The sequence below is a fragment of the Marinobacter shengliensis genome (assembly GCF_003007715.1).
Classification (GTDB): Bacteria; Pseudomonadota; Gammaproteobacteria; order Pseudomonadales; family Oleiphilaceae; genus Marinobacter; species Marinobacter shengliensis.
Map to the genome: position 1 here is coordinate 1 of NZ_PXNO01000008.1, position 19,509 is coordinate 19,509.

Below are 19,509 nucleotides of genomic sequence, written 5' to 3' on the forward strand. Positions count from 1 at the left end.
CTTTCTGATCACTGGGTCAGATTTGCTCTTTAACAAATTGGACGAGATAGAACACGAATAGATTTCTCTCATTATCTCCGAGAGAAACTGTTCAAAGTGATAGCGATTTCAAGCGTTATCCGGTGTTGTCGTTGAAGTGGTTGTTATATTGCTTCAAGTGACTGTCTCGAAACAGGGTTCTGTATCAGGCTTGCCTGGTAAAGGATGCTGAATCGTGATCAGTTGTCTTGGGGTTATATAGTCAAGCAACTAAGCGCATACGGTGGATGCCTTGGCAGTCAGAGGCGATGAAAGACGTGGAAGCCTGCGATAAGGTTCGGGGAGCTGGCAAACGAGCTGTGATCCGGACATCTCTGAATGGGGAAACCCACCTGGTTTCGGCCAGGTATCTTACACTGAATCCATAGGTGTAAGAGGCGAACCGGGGGAACTGAAACATCTAAGTACCCCGAGGAAAAGAAATCAACCGAGATTCCCTAAGTAGCGGCGAGCGAACGGGGACCAGCCCTTAAGCTGGACAACTGGTAGGAGAAGGCTCTGGAAAGTGCCGCCATAGTGGGTGATAGCCCCGTATCCGAAACCTGAGTCCAGTGAAATCGAGTAGGTCGGCGCACGAGAAACGTTGACTGAACATGGGGGGACCATCCTCCAAGGCTAAATACTCCTGACTGACCGATAGTGAACCAGTACCGTGAGGGAAAGGCGAAAAGAACCCCTGTGAGGGGAGTGAAATAGACCCTGAAACCGTATGCGTACAAGCAGTCGGAGCAGACTTGTTCTGTGACGGCGTACCTTTTGTATAATGGGTCAGCGACTTATGTTCAGTGGCGAGGTTAACCGTTTAGGGGAGCCGTAGGGAAACCGAGTCTGAATAGGGCGAATTAGTCGCTGGGCATAGACCCGAAACCGGGCGATCTATCCATGAGCAGGTTGAAGGTGCCGTAACAGGCACTGGAGGACCGAACCCACTGTCGTTGAAAAGCCAGGGGATGACTTGTGGATCGGAGTGAAAGGCTAATCAAGCCCGGAGATAGCTGGTTCTCCCCGAAAGCTATTTAGGTAGCGCCTCGGACGAATACCACAGGGGGTAGAGCACTGTTTCGGCTAGGGGGTCATCTCGACTTACCAACCCGATGCAAACTCCGAATACCTGTGAGTACTATCCGGGAGACACACGGCGGGTGCTAACGTCCGTCGTGAAGAGGGAAACAACCCAGACCGCCAGCTAAGGTCCCAAAGTACCAGTTAAGTGGGAAACGATGTGGGAAGGCTCAGACAGCTAGGAGGTTGGCTTAGAAGCAGCCATCCTTTAAAGAAAGCGTAATAGCTCACTAGTCGAGTCGGCCTGCGCGGAAGATGTAACGGGGCTCAAACTGGTCACCGAAGCTGCGGCTGCATACTTTGTATGCGGGGTAGGGGAGCGTTCTGTAAGCCTGCGAAGGTGTGTTGAGAAGCATGCTGGAGGTATCAGAAGTGCGAATGCTGACATGAGTAACGACAATGCGGGTGAAAAACCCGCACGCCGGAAGACCAAGGGTTCCTGCGCAACGCTAATCGGCGCAGGGTGAGTCGGCCCCTAAGGCGAGACCGAAAGGTGTAGTCGATGGGAAACGGGTTAATATTCCCGTACCTTGGATAGCTGCGATGGAGAGACGGAGAAGGCTAGGTGAGCCGGGCGACGGTTGTCCCGGTTTAAGCGAGTAGGGAGTGGACTTAGGCAAATCCGGGTCCACAATCCTGAGACGCGACGACGAGTGCCCAAGGGCGCGAAGTCATTGATGCCCTGCTTCCAGGAAAATCTTCTAAGCTTCAGGCTATTCGAGACCGTACCCCAAACCGACACAGGTGGTCAGGTAGAGAATACCAAGGCGCTTGAGAGAACTCGGGTAAAGGAACTAGGCAAAATGGTGCCGTAACTTCGGGAGAAGGCACGCCGGTGTGTACGTGAAGCCCCTGCGGGTGGAGCGGAAGCCGGTCGAAGATACCAGGCCCCTGCGACTGTTTATTAAAAACACAGCACTCTGCAAACACGTAAGTGGACGTATAGGGTGTGACGCCTGCCCGGTGCCGGAAGGTTAATTGATGGGGTTAGCACTCGTGCGAAGCTCTTGATCGAAGCCCCGGTAAACGGCGGCCGTAACTATAACGGTCCTAAGGTAGCGAAATTCCTTGTCGGGTAAGTTCCGACCTGCACGAATGGCGTAACGATGGGGGCGCTGTCTCTACCCGAGACTCAGTGAAATTGAAATCGCCGTGAAGATGCGGTGTATCCGCGGCTAGACGGAAAGACCCCGTGAACCTTTACTATAGCTTCACAGTGAACTTTGAGCATGCTTGTGTAGGATAGCTGGGAGGCTTTGAACCCGGGACGCCAGTTCCGGTGGAGCCAACCTTGAAATACCAGCCTGGCATGTTTGAGGTTCTAACTCTGACCCCTTATCGGGGTTGAGGACACTGTGTGGTGGGTAGTTTGACTGGGGCGGTCTCCTCCCAAAGCGTAACGGAGGAGCACAAAGGTGGGCTAAGTACGGTCGGACATCGTACGGTTAGTGTAATGGCACAAGCCCGCTTGACTGCGAGACAGACACGTCGAGCAGGTACGAAAGTAGGTCATAGTGATCCGGTGGTTCTGTATGGAAGGGCCATCGCTCAACGGATAAAAGGTACTCCGGGGATAACAGGCTGATACCGCCCAAGAGTTCACATCGACGGCGGTGTTTGGCACCTCGATGTCGGCTCATCACATCCTGGGGCTGAAGCCGGTCCCAAGGGTATGGCTGTTCGCCATTTAAAGTGGTACGCGAGCTGGGTTTAGAACGTCGTGAGACAGTTCGGTCCCTATCTGCCGTGGACGTTGGAGATTTGAGGAAAGCTGCTCCTAGTACGAGAGGACCGGAGTGGACGAACCGCTGGTGTTCGGGTTGTGTCGCCAGACGCATTGCCCGGTAGCTATGTTCGGACAGGATAACCGCTGAAAGCATCTAAGCGGGAAGCCCCTTCCAAGATGAGATCTCCCTGAGGCCTTGAGCCTCCTGAAGAGCCGTTCAAGACCAGGACGTTGATAGGCTGGGTGTGTAAGCGCTGTGAGGCGTTGAGCTAACCAGTACTAATTGCTCGTGCGGCTTGACTATATAACACCCAAGACAATTGCGGATAACGCAGAGCAGGGCAAACGCCAGGCTCCACAGAAATCAACATCACGTTCCATCTCGTCCTTCCCAGTGATCATCCGTTTTGCCTGACGACCATAGCGGTCTGGAACCACCTGATCCCATCCCGAACTCAGAAGTGAAACAGACCAGCGCCGATGGTAGTGTGGTTCGCCCATGTGAGAGTAGGTCATCGTCAGGCTCTTAATACCAAAAGCCCCAGCATCCTTGATGTTGGGGCTTTTTTATTTTGGGCCCGTTATCGGCTGATCAATTCGATCACCCCACCTACAATGCTGTGCATCAATTCAAACTGTTCATTGGTGTGCTCAATGTGATTGTCCAGGATGTTGGCCTGCCAGCTGCTAACCCATACCAGCGCTACGACCAGTAACACTGCCGTAGCCATCAGCCATTGGATGCTTCGGCTTTGACGGTTGATACGATCGGTGTGTTGGCGCTGGGCGTTTTCGTTGGCTTGCCTGAGCTCCCTTAACTCTTCCTCAAGCTCTTCATAGGCCACTTCCAGGGTCGACATCCGACCGGTGAGTTTACGGGTAGCCTGCTCGGTATTCTCCTGTGCTGTTCTGCCAGTTTCTTCCACCGCGATTCTGAAAGCTTCGCTGTACTCGGGTTCCGGGCTGTTTACCAGTAAGGTATCCAGAGTTTTCTGCAGGTGCTCTCGATCAATCTGCTTGCGAATAACGCCAGCAGCGCCAAGGGTCTTTGCTTCGTCAATGTAGCGCTCGGCGTTCTGTGAGGTGTACATGAAAACAGGTATGTCGCGTGTGTGAGGCTGGCTTTTGAGTTGTTCCAGAGCCTGAAATCCGTTCATGCCCGGTAGAAGGTGATCCAGAAAGATAACGTCATAGGACTCGTGCTGGAGTAGCGAGAATGCTTCCTCTGCCGTTGAGACTCCTTTGCTACTGATGTCTGATCGTTCGAGGAGCCGGGCCAGGATGATCCTGGCAGTCGACGAATCTTCGATAATCAGTGCGTGCGCCCGTGCCATTGTAAGTGTGCTCCCTGTCCTTGCTCCGCCATCACGATTCTGTAGCTGCATTGGTAATGCAGGATTGCTTGTCGCACTATAAGCGGAGTTCAGAAAATATACAGGGGAGAGGGCGCCAGAGAGTCAGTTTTGCGACGCTCATTTGATTTTTCCAGGAGGGCACGATCAGGGCAGCCAGATTTCAAACACCCCTCCACCATATTTCCCACCGTTGTGCAGCGTTATTGAACCGGTGCGGTCGCCTTCTGTATGCAGCTTGGCCACGGAAGACGCGAAGAAAAGACCAAGGCTTGTGCTGCCGCTGTTGAAGTCGAGGGATTTGAAGCTGAGCGTTCCGGTATGTTGCATGCTCTCCGGATAGCCTGTGCCGTCATCTTCCACACCAAGCACCAGATAGCCATCCTGTTCCCGAGCGGTCAGGCGGATTCTGGTTTTGGTATAACGGATGGCGTTATTGATGGTGTTGTTGAGCACCCCGGTAAGCAGATCGTCATCAAAGAAACCATTGATGTCATCGGCTTCGATGGCGTAATCGATGCCCAGGCCATCAAGCAGGGGGACGTGTCGTGCCATATGCTCGGAGAGAAAATCCGGTACAAAGTGTTCATCAATGTGGGCTGACAGATTGTTCTCACCCAGCCGATAGATGCCCAGCAGCTGAACAAGGTCATTGTGCATGCGCTCGGCCTCGTACTGCAGCATATTGAACTTGCTGGAGCCGGACAGTGACTCTTCATGTTCGGTACGGAGTTCATCAAGGGTGTTCAGCAGCATGCCCAGGGAGTTTTTCATGTCATGCACGGCTGAAGCCAGTACCATTGAAAAGTCGATGTTGTGGTCAGTCATGCAGTCAGTCCTTTCAGTTTTCTGGCCAGTGCGCTGTAACGGCGGTGCTGTCTGTGTTGTTCAGGCAGTCCTTCGAGCCGCCTGAGGCATTCCTGGCAGGTAGTGAGCAGGCTATGATCGTCAGGAGCCTGATCATACTTTCGCAGCAACACCTGAATCAGGTTGAGATTCAGAGCGGCATGATCCGGAACGATCGCCAAGGCTCGGTTGAAAGCCTCGACCGCGCCGTCCAGATCGCCGGATTCGAATGCTTTGATTCCATCCCGGTTGTATCCCCGGGCTTCTATTTTCTGGCGGAAGCCAACGGGTTCATCGAGAAGGTTTTCAATTTTCTGCAGAGTTTCCGGGTTGTCTCCGTAACGAGCCGCCAAATCCGATAGCAACGACTTGGCGTCTTCATCATGCCCCAACCTGAACAGGGTCTTGGCATAGTCGAGGCCCAGATCTGCTGGGATGTCTTCCAGTGTTTCCAATTCTGCCCGTAAGTCGCCCAGCAGTTTTTCTGCAGATTTCTGGTTGCCCTGTCCGGCGTGAACACGGCATTGCACAATACGACTTTTCAGGCCAATGCTGTCGTCGTCGGCGAAACGCTTTTCCATCTTCGATAGCACATTCAAGGCTTCTGCCGCATGTTCCGCACCTTCGGCTTCCGGGTGTCCTTCGCTAAGGTCGGAGAGGCTTTGAGCCAGCGACAGGTAGTGATCAGAGTTATCGTGAATCGAATAGGTTCCCAGTGTCACCGTCTGCCGCCAGGCCTGTGAGGCGGTGTCTATGTCCTGGTTGGTACTGGCCAGTAGCGCCAGGTGCTTCTGGCGTAGCAGGGCGTTTGGTGAGTGTTCTGCGGCTTTTTCCAGGATCTGCTGGGCTTGTACTGCTTTGCCCTGCTTTTCCAGCCCTTCGGCCAACAGGTCGTAGGCTTCCATGTAATCGGGGTGTTTGGCGATCAGTGCTTTCAAACCTTCCACAGAGTCGTCAAAGTTTCTGTTACCCAACAATACCTTGCAACGGCCCAGTCGGGCCCAGGAAAGCTCCCGCTGCGCAAGTACCTCGTCATACACTTTCAGGGCGTGTGACAGATCGCCGACGATGAAATAGAGTTCGCCCAGGGTTTTCATTAGCCAGGTTTTGTACCTTGGTTGTTTGGGCAGTAGCTGTAGGCACTGGGAAATGGCCTCAGGGTAGTTCTCCCGATCCATTTCACGGGTAATCGGTAGCAAGGCACCACGTTGCTGAACCAGAGCGCCAAGGCGCTTCTCCAGCATGGCGCGGTTCAACGGCTTGGTCAGGTAAGCATCCGGTTGGTATTCACGGGCGCCCATGACCATCTCTTTGGACGTTTCGGCGGTCACCATCAAGAACAGGGAGGAGCGGCTCAGAAGCTTTTTGTGCCGGAGCTCCTCAAGAATATGCTGGCCGTTCTTGCCTTCCCCCAGGTTGTAATCACACAGGACAACATCTACGTGGTTGTAGGTGCAGTACTGGATTGCCGGGGTGGCGTGAGCCACCAGCTCGATCTTGTCTGCGCCACAGCTTCTGAGCATCTGGCGCATTGATAGACGGAAGTTCTCGAAATCATCAACCACCAGGAAGTTGAGTTTTCCAAAGGGGTTGATCGCGTCTTTCCTGTCGGTCTGGTTCATGCGCGCTTCTGTTTAAGTAGTTTGTTGACGAGCGCTCTCAGTGCCGCCGGTTTAACCGGCTTGTAGAGAACCTGATAGCCGCGGTTTCCAGCGTCTTCGCGTACCTCTGGCGCCATATAACCGGTAATCAGAATGCCCGGTATGCCATGGCCAAGTTTGTCTCTGATGCTGTCCATAGCATCCAGCCCATTGCGGTTATCATCAAGCTGATAATCGGCAAGTATAATATCCGGTAAGCGGTCTGCCAGTTTTTCCAGGGCATCTTCCAGGCTTTCGGCCGCAGTCACATCACACTGCCAGTTACCCAGTAACGCGACCATACCCTGAAGTATGGCCGGATCGTTATCGATACACAGAACATGCAAGCCTCCCAGACTGGATACCCGCCTTGTGCTGGCGCCGGGCTTGTTGGATTCGGCGCGGCTCAGGTCTGGCGGCGCAAGTGGTACGGTGATACCGAAAACGCTCCCTTTGCCCTGAACTGAGTGCACGGTGACCGGGTGGTTCAGCATGCCGCTGATGCGGTCCACAATGGCCAGGCCAAGACCCAGGCCCTTCTTGTCGCGGCCATGCTGGAAGCGCCGGAACTCCTCGAAAACATGGGTGAGCTGGTCTTCGGACATTCCTGGGCCGGTGTCCCAGACCTCAATGCGCAGGTAGCCTTTGAGCCGACGGCAGCCCATCAGGATCTTGCCACTGGCTGTGTACCGAATGGCGTTGGACAGGAAGTTCTGGACTACCCGGCGTAGCAACTTGACGTCTGATCGTACCCAGGCGCTGCTGGGAACAACATGCAGGTCCAGCTCCTGATCTTTGGCGATAGCAGAGAATTCCGTTGCCAGGTGGCGGAGCAGTTCGTTGACCGGGAACACGCCGATATCCGGCTCCAGTGCCCCGGCGTCCAGCTTGGAGATATCGAGCAAGGTGCTGATGATCTCTTCAGCCGCGCCAAGTGAGCTGTCGATGTGCTCAACCAGTTCACGGGTATCACCTTCAATAACCTTGCCTGACAGGGCGGAGGTGAATAGCCGTGCGGCATTCAATGGTTGAAGTAGGTCGTGGCTGGCCGAGGCAAGAAACCGGGTCTTGCTCTGGTTGGCCTGTTCCGCGACTGATTTTGCTTTCAGCATCTGCTCGTTGATCACCTGCAGTTCCTGAGTACGTTCCCGTACCCGTTGCTCCAGGTAGATATTGGTCTCCTTCAGGGCCTGCTCGGTGCGACGCATGGCTGTAATGTCCTGGAACGTGGTGACATAGCCACCCCCGGGGATGGGACTACCATCCACCCGGACAACGGTGCCATCCGGGCGCTGACGTTCGTAAGACATGGGTTTGCCTTCGCGCATGCTGTTGCAGCGGTTATCGATGATGTCATCTATGCGTCTCGCTGACAGGTTGGCGTTAGTCAGGTTGTAACGCATCAGGTCTTCAACCGGCCGGCCAACCCGGACGAATCCTTTCGGGTAATTGAACAGCTCCAGGTAGCGGTGGTTCCAAACCACCAACTGCTGTTGATGATTGACCACCGATACACCCAGGCTGATGTTCTCGATTGCGGATTGCAGCAGCTCGCGGCTGAAGGTCATGGCCTGAGACGCTTCATCTACGATGCTGACCACATCCTCGATCTGCATATCCCGCCCGGTCAGGGTGGACTCCAGGACGACACGGGCGGTAGACGCACCAATAACCGAGGCCAGTTGGCGCTCGATGTATTTCATCAGGTGGGTAGAGGCGGGCCGGTGCGGGTACAGCCTGATGGCGTTGCGGCGCTCGTAATTGCGGAAGACGCTCTCGGAGCGTTCCTCACCCATGAATCGATCGGTCAGGGCCTGGAGATCGGAGGTCAGAACTTCGCCCTGCCAGCTCTGATGTTGTGCGCTTTCCGGTTTTGGCTGGGCTTCATGGAAGAAGGCGGCAATCTGGATTCGTTCGCGGATGCGCTGCCGGGTTACCAGTGACAGCAGTATGTAGGTGCCGGTGTTAATGCCGAGGCTCCAGATAATGCCGTGGCTGATCTGGTCCAGCTCAGAGCCGAACAGGGCTGTCGGGCGGGTCCAGTTCAGGCCAAACAGCCCCTGTTCGATCAGCGTGTCGGCAATCCAGCCGGTGGACACCAGGGCTGGCAACAGCAGGGTGTAGCACCACATCAGGAAGCCAAGACCGAGGCCCCAGGCGGCCCCGGTAAAATTCCCGCGCCGCCAGATGATGCCGCCCACCAGGGCTGGCCCAAACTGGGCGGCGGCGGCAAAGGACAGCAGGCCGAAAGCGGTGAGGCTGTAATCGGCGCCCGCCATCCGGTAAAAACCGTAAGCGGTAAACAGCACGACAAAGATGGCCACCCGGCGAATGGTGAGCAGAAGGAAGCTCAGGTCGGTTCTGCGGTTCATGCCGGGCCGGAAAAAACGCAACAGCCCGGGCATGATGATTTCGTTGCTGACCATAGTGGCAATGGCTACCGAACAGACAATAACCATGGCCGCTGCGGCTGAGCCGCCGCCGAGGAAGGCTAGCACGGCCAGCCACTGCTCACCCGCCACGATGGGCAGTTGCAGGATGATAATGTCGGGATCACCGCCGGCGAGATCGGAGTTCAGTAGTCCGGCAGCGGCAATGGGCAGTACAAAGGCGCTGGCAATGACCAGGTAAATCGGCATGGCCCACCGCGCTGTCTCAAAGTCACGGTGATCAGCATTCTCCACGACCATGACATGAAACTGGCGGGGAAGGCAGACAATCGCCAGCATGGCGACCAGGGTTTGAGTGAGGAACGCAGGTGTCTCAAGGGAGTTGGTGGTCAGGGTACCCACCAGGTCGGCCTGTTTCACCCGGCTGAACAGGTCGCCAAAACCATTATAAAGCCCGTAACCAACAAACAGGCCAACGGCGATGAAGGCCACCAGTTTGATCAGTGATTCAAAGGCGACCGCCTGGATCATGCCTCGATGATGCTCGGTTGATTCAAGGTGTCGGGTGCCGAACAACACGGTAAAGACGGCCAGCGCCAGGGTGATGTACCAGGCGGAGTCATTCCAGGCAGCCGTGCTCAGTTCCTGGTAGCCGATTCCCCCCTCGGTCAGTACGTTAAAGCCCAGCGCAATGGCTTTGAGTTGCAGGGCGATATAAGGAACGCTGCCAATCAGGGCAAAGATGGCCACCATGGCCGCCAGCACCTGGGACTTGCCGTAACGGGAGGCGATAAAGTCGGCAATGGAGGTGCTGTTGTTGCGTTTACTGATGTAAATAATACGCCGCAGAAGCGGTGCAAAGAACAGGAATACCAGTAGCGGCCCCAGGTAGATGGGAAGAAAGGCAAAGCCTTCCTGGGTGGCTCGCCCAACGGCACCGTAGAATGTCCAGGAGGTAAAGTAGACGGCCAGTGATAGAGCGTAGATGTGGGTTCGCGCCAGCCTGCGTCGATACAAACCCGGGTGTCGGTCACCCGCCCAGGCAATGACGAACAACAGGGAAATGTAGCTAATGGATATAACTATCAGCAGCCAGGCGCTAATCATGCTTTGTTGTTATCCGGTTATCCGATGTCAGTTACCGCACACGGTTCTGTAAAGAGGATCGCTTGCGGTCAGCAACTTCATATTGTCCACTCGTGGCACGCCATCTGAACCAAGGGGAACCAGCTCCCGGCTCTGGCAATGGATCAGGTGAGCCCGGTGTGATACCGCGTCTGTCACGGTTTGCTCAAAACGGTAGAGGGTGAAGCGAACAATATCGTTGTCGCTGGTATCCCGGCGGAAATCACTCGTGTCGACGGTGGAGAAGGCGGTGACATAGGGAAATACGAAGGTCCAGGGTCGGAAGAAAATCTTCTCCTGCTCAGTCGCCACGACAACCGCTTCTTCAGGGAGCAGTGATCGCTTGTGGTCAAACCAAGTGTATTCGCCGTAAACAAGATAGCCGAGCATTCCGGCACCTGCAAACACTGGAATGATCCATCGGGGAGCACGCTTTGCGGTGGCGGCGCGGATGCCCATGGCGATGCCTGCAGCCCCGAGACCGCAAACAATAGTGGCAACAAAAGTCCAGAACATAGGATTGGATTCCTTAACTCAAAAAAGAACGGGCTCCCTCAGTGAGGAAGCCCGTTCGGTCTCAACCCGTCATTAGTTTCAATGAATCAGGCTGTCTTTCAGCTTAGTGGTCTTGAGCGCTACCGGCACCGCGTGGGTAACGGACGCTTTCAACCAGCTCCTGGATTTCAACAGGCGGCTCGGCAGTCACTTTCGATACCCCGAAGGCTACCGCAAAGTTGACCAGAGCACCAACCGCACCGATGGACAGCGGGGAAATACCCAGTACCCAGAACTCGGCGGTATCCGGCAGGTTGTTGGTTCCCGGAATGAAGAACCAGCCCTTGTAGATGAAGATGTAGACCAGTGTGAAGATCAGACCGGACAACATGCCCAGGGTTGCGCCTATGTTGTTCACACGCTTGGAGAAAATACCCATCATCAGCGCGGGGAACAGGGAGGCCGCAGCGATACCAAAGGCCAGAGCGACCACCTGTGCCGCGAACCCGGGCGGGTTGGCGCCTAGCCAGGTGGCGACGACGATGGCAACGGCCATGGAGATCCGTGCCGCCAACAGTTCGCCCTTATCGGTGATGTTGGGGTTGATTCGGCCTTTGATCAGGTCGTGACTCACCGCCGAAGAAATAGCCAGCAACAGACCTGCCGCCGTTGACAGAGCCGCAGCCAGACCACCGGCAGCAATCAGACCAATAACCCAGCCGGGCAGGTTGGCGATTTCCGGGTTGGCCAGTACCAGGATGTCGTTGTTAACAGACAGCTCGTTGCCTTCCCAGCCGCGCTCTGCTGCGGTGGCTGCGAAATCGGCGTTGCCGTCGTTATACACCTGGATGCGGCCATCGTTGTTCTTGTCCTCGAACTTGATCAGGCCAGTTTCTTCCCAGGTGGCAATCCAGGCAGGACGCGCATCATATTCGATGGGCTGGGCTGCAGTGCCTTCCGGGTAGATGGTGGTCATCAGGTTCAGACGAGCCATGGAAGCAACAGCCGGAGCAGTCAGGTAAAGCAGGGCGATGAAGACCAGGGCCCAGCCGCCGGACCAACGAGCGTCAGCTACCTTGGGAACGGTGAAGAAACGGATGATAACGTGGGGCAGGCCAGCCGTACCGATCATCAGGGACAGGGTAAACAGAACCATGTTCAGTTTATTGTCGATGTCCGCCGTGTATTCCCGGAAGCCAAGGTCGGTGACCACCATGTTCAGTTTTTCAAGCAATGGCAGGCCGGATTCAGTATGGGTTGAGAACATACCGAACATCGGGATCGGGTTGCCGGTCAGCTGCAGGGAAATGAACACCGCCGGAATGGTGTAGGCGATGATCAGAACGCAGTACTGGGCCACCTGGGTGTAGGTGATGCCTTTCATGCCGCCGAGCACGGCGTAGATAAAGACCACAACCGCAGCGATCATCAGGCCGTTGGTAGCCTCTACTTCCAGGAAGCGGGAGAAGGCAACACCAGCACCGGCCATCTGGCCAATTACGTAGGTCACAGACGCGACGATCAAGCAGATTACCGCCACCAGACGTGCGTTTGGACTGTAATAGCGATCACCGATGAACTCGGGAACCGTGAACTTGCCGAACTTACGCAGGTAAGGAGCCAGCAGCATGGCCAGCAGAACGTAACCGCCGGTCCAGCCCATCAGGAACGTGGAGTTAGCATAACCACCGGCGGCGATCAGGCCCGCCATGGAAATGAAGGACGCGGCAGACATCCAGTCGGCACCGATCGCCATACCGTTGGTGACCGGGTGAACGCCGCCGCCGGCAACGTAGAAATCGCTGGTGCTGCCGGCTTTCGCCCACACAGCGATCAGGATATACAGGAGGAAGGAACCCCCGACGAAAAGCAGGTTGATTGCAAATTGGCTCATGGTGTCTTACTCCTCATGTACGCCGAATTGCTCGTCGATCTTGTTCATACGCCAGGCGTAGAAGAAGATCAGGGCAATGAAGGTAAGAATGGAGCCTTGCTGGGCGAACCAGAAACCGAGATCGGTGCCACCGACCGGAATGCCCGCCAGCATGGGACGTAACAGAATGGCGAAGCCATAAGACACCAGGGCCCAGATAATCAGGCTCCCGAATATCAGGCGCAAGTTCGCCTTCCAGTAGTTCTCAGCGTCGTAGCTATGACCTGACATACACATCACTCCTGTATTGTTGTTGTGGAGGTTGGGTGGATTACTTGTGGGGTGTTGCGGATAGAGAATTTATTATTCATGTAGTACTTCTCCGACTTGTTGTCTTCTCCGACTTTACTGGTCAATGGAATTATGGATATTGGCAAATGGTCTAACTCTCAGTAACTTGCCTTGTAATTGGTCAAGGACATCAGGCGCTGAAGCAGGTTGTCAGTAGCGGTGCATATTCTGTAAACGGCGCTGATAATGCAGCTTTTCAGCCAGTTCTTTCAGGTTCTTGACGCCATTTTTTTGCGCCCGGTTCAGGGCCATGAGTGTCAGTTCTGCGGTCACCAGGGCATCGGCAGCGGCGTGATGCCGTTCACTAACTTCGAGTTTGAAGAAGTCGGCCCAGTGGTCGAGGCTGCGCCCCTTGGTTTCTGCTTTTGGGAATATCGCCGGTAGTAGCTCGGCAACGTCCATCCAGACGTGGGGGATGGTGTAGCCAAGCTGGGCTTTCAGGGTTTTTTCCAGGAATTTCTGGTCGAATGCGGAGTGGTAGGCAAGGATTGGGTCGCCGTTCATCCACTCGAGCAGGTAGAGCAGGGCATCTTCGGTTTCGTGGCCCTGGGTCAGGGCCTCCGGCCCGATACCATGGATCAGCACGGTTTCCCGGATATCGAGCTCCGGTCGGCGCAGGATCAGATCAAACTGATCATTCAGGTGAATGACCCCGCCCTCAATAGCCACAGCGCCGATGGCGATGACTTCATCTTTCGAGGCATTCAGTCCGGTGGTCTCAAGGTCCAGTACGATCAGGCGGCACCGGGTTAGCGGCTGGTCGCTCACCGTTTTCGGCGTGGGCAGGTTCTCAGGATCGTGATTGCCAACGGCGCCGCCCCTTCGCTGTGCCAGCCATTGCTTGATGTAGTCGAGCATGGTGTTTCCGGTACCTAGAGTTGGTAAGTGACTTCCAGCTTTTGCTGCAGCCTTTGAGCCTGGCGGAAAGACTCCCGCAGGATGCGTCGGTCGAGCGGGTTCAGGTCGTCCGGATCAATGTAGTTGGTCAGTTCCTCGCCCCTGTCCAGCATCTCCTGGTGGGCACGCATACGGATGGCCTGGATCAGGCTGTACGCCTCTTTCCACGCGTTTGCATCTTTGGCGTCGAAAACCCCCTTTCGGGACAGGGCGTCCATTCGCTCCAGCGTATTGGCAGCTTCCACCCCGTGGGCCAGGGCGAATACCCGGACGGATTCGACAAACGGCGCCAGGCCTTGCCGTTTCAGGTCCAGAGAATGCTTTTTCTCGTCATTCAGATAGCGAAAGTTCCTGAACATGGTGAGCGGTGGTTTGCGTTGCAGCGCATTGCCCGCCAGCATCTTCTGGAACAGGGCGTTCTTGCGAATCCTGTCCAGAACTTTCTCCAGCAATCGGTGCAATGGCTCCGTTGGCCCGAATACTGAGCGCATATCGAGGAAGATGGATGAGTACACCAGATTCTGGGGGGTGGAGGCGTCGATAAACCGAACGAACCAGTCATCCCACTCCCGATCACTCAGACACAGTTTCGGGTTGCTTGCCATGATGTTGCCTTTACACAGGGTAAAGCCACACTCGGCCAATTCATCATTCACCTTGCGTGCGAACGGCAGCAGTTTTTCCCTAACCTGGTCCTCGGTCATGCCCTCGGGCGTCTCGAACAGGATGCCGTTGTCCTGGTCGGTCAGCAGTGTTTGCTCCTGCCGGCCTTCGCTGCCAAAGGTCAGCCAGGTGAAAGGGATACCGGGATCGTTTTTCTTCAGGTTCAGTTCCAGTACCCGCCGAACGGTCACATCGTTGAGCGTGGTGATGATCTTGACCACCTGCCCGGAGTCCGCGCCGTGGGCCAGCATGGAATCCACCAGGCGGGAAACGTCGGTGCGCAGGCTCACCAGCGTGCGCAGGTGGGTGGCTGTACCGATGGTCCGGGCCAGGTTCACCAGGTCCACGCGCTGGAGGGAGAACAGGTCCCGCTCGGAGACCACCCCGATCAGATGATTTTCCTCATCGACCACGCACAGATGTGCAAAGTGGTGCTCGGCCATCAACATGGCGGCTTCAAAGGCATCGGCTGTTGAGGGTAAACAGCAGGGATCTGCTGTCATGACCTGCCGGATAGGGGTGTCGAGGGGGCCTCGTTCCTCGGCAATCATCGTGCGCAAATCGCGCAGCGTGAAGATGCCCTTGGGGTGGCGGTTGTCATCCGTAATAATGATGCTGCCGACATTATTCTCATGCATGCGGGCCACCGCCTTGCGCACCGGCAGGTCGGGCGAGCAAACGATGGGATTGCGCAGAGCGTAACGTTCAAGCGGGGTATCCAGGCTATTGCTCGACCCGATCGAGGCCATCGCCTTGGACTGGATGCGCTGGTTGACCTGATCCAGCAGGCTGCTGACGCCGCGCAGGCAGAAGTCCCGGAAGGGTTCGCTTTCGGAGAACAGGGTGATGAACGCTTTTTGTTCAATGCTCAGGCAGAAGGTGTCTCCGGAGGCCCGGTGCAGGGTACGGGTAGGGCGCTCGCCAATCAGGGCAGCCAGCGGAAAGCATTCGCCCTGGCTGATTTCGAAGGTGGTTTCTGCCCGATCCTCTTTTTCGTTGTGGCGTTCGCCCCGAATACGGCCTTGTTTAACGATGTAAAAGCGCTTTACTACGCCGTCATCCGGCGAGAGCACCACGTCTTCATCGGCGTAGAACCTCAGGGTGGCATGTTCAGCGAAATGGGCCAGGTGGGTGTCATCCATGCTGGAAAAAGGTGCATGTTCCCGCAGAAATGTCATGATGGCTCGGGTGTTCTGGGGGCGGGATGTGTCCTGGTTCGCTGCTGCCATATCGCAATCCGTCGTGGGTCGGAGTTGGTCGGCCTTCGCCGCTGTTCCGTAGTTATTGTTGTCCGCTTGCAGTGTAGTTCAGCGGAGCGATGTTATGCCCTACGATTTTGGTCGAAACGTGTCTCAGGGCTTTTCTTTATGGTAGCCCGGCACGGTGGTAGAGTTCTGACATTCGTCAATCCAGAAACAGATAGCTCATGACCAGTAAAGATGAACGCCTGGCGTTTCTTGAAGAGATGAAGGATGTCCGGCGTATTCGGAAACCCAATCGGGCCGAGGTGTCGACCCCCAGGGAGCTGACGCCCGGGCATCTGGAACGGCAGAAAGCGGCCGTTGAAAAGCCGGTTCGTGACCTGAACCCGCTGACTTCTGACATGGTTGAGCCGCTGACGGCCCATGACGTCCTTAGCTGGATGCGGCCCGGTATTCAGCATGGTGTGTTCCGCAAGCTCCGGCTGGGTCAGTACCCGATCGAGGCCAGGTTGGATCTGCACCGGATGACCGTTGAGGAAGCCCGCCGGGAGGTATTTGCGTTTGTCAACGATTGCGTGCGCTACGGATTGCGGTCAGTCATCATTCTGCACGGTAAGGGTGAGCGCAACCCTGATGGCATTGCCCAGTTGAAAAGCTACCTGGCGAAGTGGCTGCCGGAACTGGACAGCGTACTGGCCTTTCACTCGGCCCAGAAACACCATGGTGGAACCGGCGCGGTCTATGTCATGGTTCGCAAGAGCGACCGGGACAAACAGAATAATCGGGAATTGCATGGCAGCCGGTGATCAGGAAATCACGGTGCTGCATTTCAAATAGCTGATGAGGTTATTGATGATGAAAAAGGGTTCTCTGGTGGTGATTGTTATGGCCGGCCTGTTCACTCTGGCGGGTTGCAAAGACCGGGTGATCTGGGACGACAACGGCAAGGTGGAGAGTGCCACCAAAGATCGTGAAGTCTGGGATTCCAATGGCAGAATGAACACCGGTGATCGCAAGATCTGGGTAGACCAGGATGGCAAAGAAGTGATCAAGTGAACGAATTCGTCTTCCAGCAAATAATAAAAGGAAAGGCCCATGGCATTCAGCCTGACGATTAACGGCCAAAGGCACACAGTTGATGTTGATTCCGATACGCCTCTGTTGTGGGTGATTCGGGATGAAGTTGGGCTCAAGGGCACCAAGTTTGGTTGCGGTGCCGGCTTGTGCGGCGCTTGCACGGTTCATGTTAACGGTCAGCCAGCGCGCTCTTGTTCAACACCGGTGGCGTCGGTAGACGGCGCTTCCGTGACCACTATCGAAGGTTTGTCCGAAGATGGCCAGTTGCACCCGTTGCAACAGGCCTGGATTGATCAGGGCGTTCCCCAGTGCGGATACTGTCAGTCGGGCCAGATCATGACCGCAGCGCACCTTCTGAACAACAATCCGTCGCCATCTCGTCAGGACATTGTGACCGCCATGACCGGAAACCTGTGCCGGTGCGGTACCTATTCCCGTATTGTCGCCGCCGTCGAGGCGGTTGCCGGTTCGGTTGGCCATTACCAGCCCGCCGGGGAGGACGCCTGACATGACCATGAATCGTCGTGATTTTCTGAAAGTCAGCACGGGTGCTTCAGGCAGCTTGATACTGGCGGTATCTATCCCGGGGTGCGCCTCTGTCCAGACCGGGTACCAGCCCGAGACCGGTGAGTGGAAGCCGGATATCTGGCTGGAATTGACCCGTGATGATGAGATCATCTTTACCCTGGCCCGGGTTGAGATGGGGCAGGGCACCTACACCGGTTTGACCACGCTGGTGGCCGAAGAGCTGGACGTGGAGCCGGGCAAGATCAAAGTCAAATTTGCCCCGGTGGCGCCGGAATACCGAAACCCCTTGTTTGGTTTGCAGCTGACCGGTGGCAGCACCAGCCTGGCCTCGAGCTGGGAGCCACTGAGGGTAGCGGGCGCGCAAGCACGGCAGATGTTGATTATGGCGGCTGCCCGGGTGTGGGAAGTAGACGCGGACCAATGCACTACACAGGATGGCCGGGTGGTGCATCCCAACGGTGTTGATTCGTTGCGTTACGGCCAACTGGTTGAGTTGGCGGACCGGGAAGTCATCCGGGGCAAGGTGCCCCTCAAACCCCGCTCTGAGTGGAAGTACATCGGCCGTAAGGGCGGCAAGCTGGATGCCCGTGCCAAGGCAACGGGTACCGCCGTCTACGGGATGGACGTTGAGCTTCCGGGCATGGTCTATGCGGTGATGACTCGAAGCCCCCGTTACGGCGGCAAGGCCAGCAGATTCAACCGTGATGAAGTTCTCGGTATGCCAGGTGTAACCGATGCCTTCATCACTGAGCGCGGTGTTGCTCTGGTTGCCCAGCGTTATTGGCAGGCAAGAAAGGCTCAGCAGAAATTGCAGGTAGAGTGGGACTTCTCTGAAGCGCTGGATACCGACACAGAAGCCGTTTTTGAGGGTTACCGCAAGGCCGCGAGTGAAAATTCCGGGGTCAAAGAACGCAGTGAGGGTAATGTCGATAAGGCAGCCGATCGGGCAAAACAGGTGGTTGAAGCCGAGTATGAGCAGCCCTATCTGGCCCATGCCACCATGGAACCGATGAATGCTACGGCCTGGTATCGCGATGGTGGAATGGATGTTTGGGCACCCACCCAGGCGCCAGACCTGGGGCGCATTGCGGCGGCCCGTCATACCGATCTGTCACCGGGCAAGATCAATATTCACACGACCTTCCTTGGCGGCGGGTTCGGCCGTCGCCTCACTCAGGACTATATCGAAGAAGCTGCAGCGGTGGCCTATCAACTGAAGGTTCCGGTCAAGCTGATCTGGTCCCGGGAAGAAGATACTCGCCACGGTTTCCTGCGTCCTGCCATGTTGCACCGGATGAAAGGCAGCCTGAACGACGGTGAGCTGACTGGCTGGCATCACCAGATCGTCGGCCCGCAGGTTCTGGACTGGTACGTTCGCAATGCCGCACCCGCTCAGTATCCCTGGGCGCCAAAATTCCTCTACGACACGTTGGGGCGAGTGGGCCTGATGGCGGAGGGCATTGCCACGCCAAAAGATATTTCGGCCATTGAAGGCGCGATTGAGTACCCCTACCAGGTGCCTAATGTCAGCGTTCGCCATACCCATACTGACCCCGGTGTGCCCATTACCTGGTGGCGTTCGGTGGGTTATTCCCACAACGGGTTTGCGGTGGAAACCTTCATGGATGAGCTGGCCCACGAATCCGGTGAAGATCCGTTGCAGTTCCGACTGAAAATGCTGGATGGCGAGCCGCGACATCGTGAAGTACTAGAGCGCGCAGCCCGGCTGGCGGATTGGGGCCAGCCCGCGCCGGAAGGTCGCGCCCGGGGGCTCGCCTTGTTCAAGAGCTTTGGTACCTATGTGGCCCAAGTGGTTGAAGCCGGAATCGAGAACGGTGAAATACGGGTGTACAAGGTGATCTGCAGCGTGGATTGCGGCCAGGTGGTTAATCCCAGGATTGTTGAAGATCAGATCGAGGGTGGCATCCTGTTTGGCCTGACCGCCGCGCTCTACGGCGAGATCAACTTCGACAACGGCGAGATCCGGCAGAGCAATTTCCACGACTACCGCCTGATGCAGATGCACCAGACGCCCGAAGTGGTGGTGGATATTGTTGACAGTGAGGCAGACCCGACCGGTGTGGGTGAGCCAGGCGTGCCCCCGGTGATTCCCGCCCTGGGCAATGCCCTGTTTGCGCTGACCGGAAAGCGCCAGCGCCGCCTGCCGTTGACGGCTTGAGCCAAAGCGGTTTTCGGGGAGCGATGGCCGTCCTATAATGGCGGCCATCGCTTGCCCGGCAGGG

Annotated in this window: 13 protein-coding genes and 2 rRNA genes; 6 read left to right on the forward strand and 9 right to left on the reverse strand. The window is 56.2% G+C overall.

From position 1 onward, the window contains the following. Positions 1 to 239 precede the first annotated feature (239 nt). Positions 240 to 3,131: ribosomal RNA gene (locus C7H10_RS02705) — 23S ribosomal RNA — on the forward strand. A 106-nt stretch (positions 3,132 to 3,237) separates the two neighbouring features. Next, positions 3,238 to 3,351 (forward strand): 5S ribosomal RNA (rrf, locus tag C7H10_RS02710). Between the two features lie 57 nt (positions 3,352 to 3,408). Here the strand turns inward: rrf and C7H10_RS02715 are convergent. The 9 genes from C7H10_RS02715 to C7H10_RS02755 form a co-directional block, all read right to left on the reverse strand. Then, entirely contained in the window at positions 3,409 to 4,161 is a 753-nt protein-coding gene (locus tag C7H10_RS02715) for a response regulator (RefSeq protein ID WP_106693656.1), read from the reverse strand. A gap of 165 nt (positions 4,162 to 4,326) precedes the next feature. Then, positions 4,327 to 5,007: a sensor histidine kinase gene (locus C7H10_RS02720; RefSeq protein WP_061332642.1), complete on the reverse strand. Its 681-nt coding sequence runs from the start codon at positions 5,005 to 5,007 to the stop codon at positions 4,327 to 4,329. Next, on the reverse strand, positions 5,004 to 6,647 hold the full coding sequence (locus tag C7H10_RS02725) for a response regulator (RefSeq protein ID WP_106693658.1): 1,644 nt from the start codon (positions 6,645 to 6,647) through the stop codon (positions 5,004 to 5,006). Before C7H10_RS02725 ends, C7H10_RS02720 begins: the two co-directional genes overlap by 4 nt. Next, positions 6,644 to 10,162 carry a PAS domain-containing hybrid sensor histidine kinase/response regulator gene (locus C7H10_RS02730; protein ID WP_106693660.1) on the reverse strand — a complete coding sequence of 1,173 codons (3,519 nt, stop codon included), beginning with the start codon at positions 10,160 to 10,162 and terminating at the stop codon, positions 6,644 to 6,646. Before C7H10_RS02730 ends, C7H10_RS02725 begins: the two co-directional genes overlap by 4 nt. Positions 10,163 to 10,189: 27 nt before the next feature. Next, complete coding sequence (locus tag C7H10_RS02735) at positions 10,190 to 10,696, reverse strand: hypothetical protein (RefSeq protein WP_106693661.1); 507 nt, start codon at positions 10,694 to 10,696, stop codon at positions 10,190 to 10,192. A gap of 103 nt (positions 10,697 to 10,799) precedes the next feature. After that, positions 10,800 to 12,569 (reverse strand): sodium:solute symporter family protein, encoded by a 1,770-nt coding sequence (locus C7H10_RS02740; RefSeq protein WP_106693663.1) that lies wholly within the window; start codon positions 12,567 to 12,569, stop codon positions 10,800 to 10,802. Positions 12,570 to 12,575: 6 nt separating this feature from the next. Further along, a complete protein-coding gene (locus tag C7H10_RS02745; protein ID WP_058090360.1) occupies positions 12,576 to 12,839 on the reverse strand; it encodes a DUF4212 domain-containing protein in 264 nt (87 codons plus the stop codon). Between the two features lie 210 nt (positions 12,840 to 13,049). Further along, positions 13,050 to 13,757 carry a 3'-5' exonuclease gene (locus C7H10_RS02750; protein ID WP_106693665.1) on the reverse strand — a complete coding sequence of 236 codons (708 nt, stop codon included), beginning with the start codon at positions 13,755 to 13,757 and terminating at the stop codon, positions 13,050 to 13,052. Between the two features lie 14 nt (positions 13,758 to 13,771). Then, on the reverse strand, positions 13,772 to 15,688 hold the full coding sequence (locus tag C7H10_RS02755; RefSeq protein ID WP_106693667.1) for a putative nucleotidyltransferase substrate binding domain-containing protein: 1,917 nt from the start codon (positions 15,686 to 15,688) through the stop codon (positions 13,772 to 13,774). A 197-nt stretch (positions 15,689 to 15,885) separates the two neighbouring features. Between C7H10_RS02755 and smrA the strand changes: the two genes are divergently transcribed. The 4 genes from smrA to C7H10_RS02775 are packed head-to-tail and all read left to right on the forward strand — an operon-like array spanning position 15,886 to position 19,445. Continuing rightward, the gene (gene smrA, locus C7H10_RS02760; protein WP_106693669.1) at positions 15,886 to 16,467 is read left to right on the forward strand and encodes a DNA endonuclease SmrA; all 582 of its coding nucleotides are present in this window, start codon (positions 15,886 to 15,888) and stop codon (positions 16,465 to 16,467) included. Between the two features lie 46 nt (positions 16,468 to 16,513). Further along, positions 16,514 to 16,717: a hypothetical protein gene (locus C7H10_RS02765; RefSeq protein WP_146136789.1), complete on the forward strand. Its 204-nt coding sequence runs from the start codon at positions 16,514 to 16,516 to the stop codon at positions 16,715 to 16,717. Positions 16,718 to 16,756: 39 nt separating this feature from the next. Beyond that, positions 16,757 to 17,245 (forward strand): (2Fe-2S)-binding protein, encoded by a 489-nt coding sequence (locus tag C7H10_RS02770; RefSeq protein ID WP_061332650.1) that lies wholly within the window; start codon positions 16,757 to 16,759, stop codon positions 17,243 to 17,245. Between the two features lies 1 nt (position 17,246). Beyond that, the gene (locus C7H10_RS02775) at positions 17,247 to 19,445 is read left to right on the forward strand and encodes a xanthine dehydrogenase family protein molybdopterin-binding subunit (protein WP_106693673.1); all 2,199 of its coding nucleotides are present in this window, start codon (positions 17,247 to 17,249) and stop codon (positions 19,443 to 19,445) included. Positions 19,446 to 19,509: the final 64 nt, after the last annotated feature.

What these genes read in the sequence shown, in the direction of transcription:
- C7H10_RS02775 (WP_106693673.1), top strand. Translation starts at nt 17,247, where the DNA reads ATGACCATGAATCGTCGTGATTTTCTGAAAGTCAGCACGGGTGCTTCA.
- C7H10_RS02745 (WP_058090360.1), bottom strand. Translation starts at nt 12,839, where the DNA reads ATGTCAGGTCATAGCTACGACGCTGAGAACTACTGGAAGGCGAACTTG.
- C7H10_RS02750 (WP_106693665.1), bottom strand. Translation starts at nt 13,757, where the DNA reads ATGCTCGACTACATCAAGCAATGGCTGGCACAGCGAAGGGGCGGCGCC.
- C7H10_RS02720 (WP_061332642.1), bottom strand. Translation starts at nt 5,007, where the DNA reads ATGACTGACCACAACATCGACTTTTCAATGGTACTGGCTTCAGCCGTG.
- C7H10_RS02725 (WP_106693658.1), bottom strand. Translation starts at nt 6,647, where the DNA reads ATGAACCAGACCGACAGGAAAGACGCGATCAACCCCTTTGGAAAACTC.
- C7H10_RS02765 (WP_146136789.1), top strand. Translation starts at nt 16,514, where the DNA reads ATGATGAAAAAGGGTTCTCTGGTGGTGATTGTTATGGCCGGCCTGTTC.
- C7H10_RS02730 (WP_106693660.1), bottom strand. Translation starts at nt 10,162, where the DNA reads ATGATTAGCGCCTGGCTGCTGATAGTTATATCCATTAGCTACATTTCC.
- C7H10_RS02735 (WP_106693661.1), bottom strand. Translation starts at nt 10,696, where the DNA reads ATGTTCTGGACTTTTGTTGCCACTATTGTTTGCGGTCTCGGGGCTGCA.
- C7H10_RS02770 (WP_061332650.1), top strand. Translation starts at nt 16,757, where the DNA reads ATGGCATTCAGCCTGACGATTAACGGCCAAAGGCACACAGTTGATGTT.
- smrA (WP_106693669.1), top strand. Translation starts at nt 15,886, where the DNA reads ATGACCAGTAAAGATGAACGCCTGGCGTTTCTTGAAGAGATGAAGGAT.
- C7H10_RS02755 (WP_106693667.1), bottom strand. Translation starts at nt 15,688, where the DNA reads ATGGCAGCAGCGAACCAGGACACATCCCGCCCCCAGAACACCCGAGCC.
- C7H10_RS02715 (WP_106693656.1), bottom strand. Translation starts at nt 4,161, where the DNA reads ATGGCACGGGCGCACGCACTGATTATCGAAGATTCGTCGACTGCCAGG.
- C7H10_RS02740 (WP_106693663.1), bottom strand. Translation starts at nt 12,569, where the DNA reads ATGAGCCAATTTGCAATCAACCTGCTTTTCGTCGGGGGTTCCTTCCTC.